The organism is Cryobacterium sp. MP_3.1, assembly GCF_035984795.1.
Lineage (GTDB): Bacteria > Actinomycetota > Actinomycetes > Actinomycetales > Microbacteriaceae > Cryobacterium > Cryobacterium zongtaii.
Genome location: NZ_JAXCHV010000071.1, coordinates 1 through 1,473 on the forward strand (window position 1 = coordinate 1; position 1,473 = coordinate 1,473).

Genomic DNA, 1,473 nt, shown 5'->3' on the forward strand with positions numbered 1-1,473 from the left:
GGCTGGACATGGTGGGACTTCCTGATTCTCGCCCTACGTCAAACGGCGGACTTGCTCTGAGCTACTGGCCTCAACTCACCCTGACACGTAGGGCAGTGCCGTCTTTCCTCCTCATCGGAGCGGCTCTGGCAGGGTGCGCGCTCATCGACAACCAACGCGCGCTCACCAGCGTTCGCCCGCCATGCACGCGTTCTTTGGCGTACCCAATTGAGTGAGGACGGTAGCAGTCAAGTACTGGCACTCCTCAAGCGTTGGGAAAAGTCAAACCTCCTGCCGTGGAAAGTTCTGGACCTAGAGGACCGTTTGGCAAAGGAATTTCGTGCCTACGAAATTCCTTTGACGGCAATTACCGCTGACGACTATGCAAACGATGTGGAGGTCCGTGAGGACTTGATCTACAAGCTCTTTACGATTACTCATCCCGATGTGCTCTCCCGCATATACAGCGCGGAAGAACTGGAGATGAAGGACATTGGCGCTGAAGCCTATGACGAGGGCTGGCAGAATGTATTCGTCCCCGAACGAACCCCTCAGCGCTCGGACCCGCGGACCCAACCAGTCCTCGGTGACGCTTCATGGCTGTCGTACAACCTCCTCAACATTCAACATTCAACAGGTCAGCGCTCCTCAATCGTTCTCGAACAGGAGAACGGTCTTGTAACTGGTGCCAAGGTTTACGGCATGTCGGAATACCTCGGCACGTTTATGACGGCCGTGACCGGGTACAGGGAATCAGAGCCCAACGACGACCGAAACTACTATTCGATGATCACGGGCGATATGAACGATGAATCCTTCATGTACTACCTCGAGTGTCTAGCGCTCCACGGTTTTATTTAGACGACGCCACGGACGCACACGGGCTTGCAGATTGGCAGGCACGGGCACAGGAGTGTCAAGCAATAGCGGTGGGCCTCCTGTGCCCTCAATTTTTTTCCTACAAGCCCCAACGCATGCGCCGTACCTCAGGCGAGAAACGGTGGCGTGACCACAGACCAGGCGCACCCTGGCTCAAGAGCTACCGCCACCCCGGATTTCAACGGAGCCAACCGCTCCGGGCTCGACTGGATTGAAACAGCGACCCCCTGTAAGGTTCTAGCCTTAACTCAGGTTTGCCCGGAAATGTCCGAAAACTCGCGGATTCCCTTGTGTTTACAGGGAACCGGGCGGTTCACTGCGTCCAATCCTACTCGGTCGATTTTGGTCGGCTGGAATTGATTCTGATGACTAAATGATGACCATTTGGACCCGTTTTAGCCCTACGGTGAGTATTCGAGCCGCTGAGCCCCACCCGGTCGTGCGGTTGAGCCCCACCAGTCGTGCGGAAGAGCACCAGTGGTGGTGTGGCTCAGCACTGCTGTCGCTCCCGCAACGAATTTGGCTATGTCAACCCAAGTCGGACCCACCTGGGCAATCTAAGCGGGACCCACTTCGGTGTGGAGCGAGGGATACTGGGGTATGCGCGTGGAGATT

The 1,473-nt window shown here is 56.4% G+C and carries 1 protein-coding gene; it reads left to right on the forward strand.

Annotation, left to right across the window (positions count from 1 at the left end; all coding sequences use genetic code 11):
• Positions 1-207: 207 nt before the first annotated feature.
• Positions 208-840, forward strand: a complete 633-nt coding sequence (locus tag RCH12_RS18465; protein ID WP_327017882.1) for a hypothetical protein — start codon at positions 208-210, stop codon at positions 838-840.
• Positions 841-1,473 lie beyond the last annotated feature (633 nt).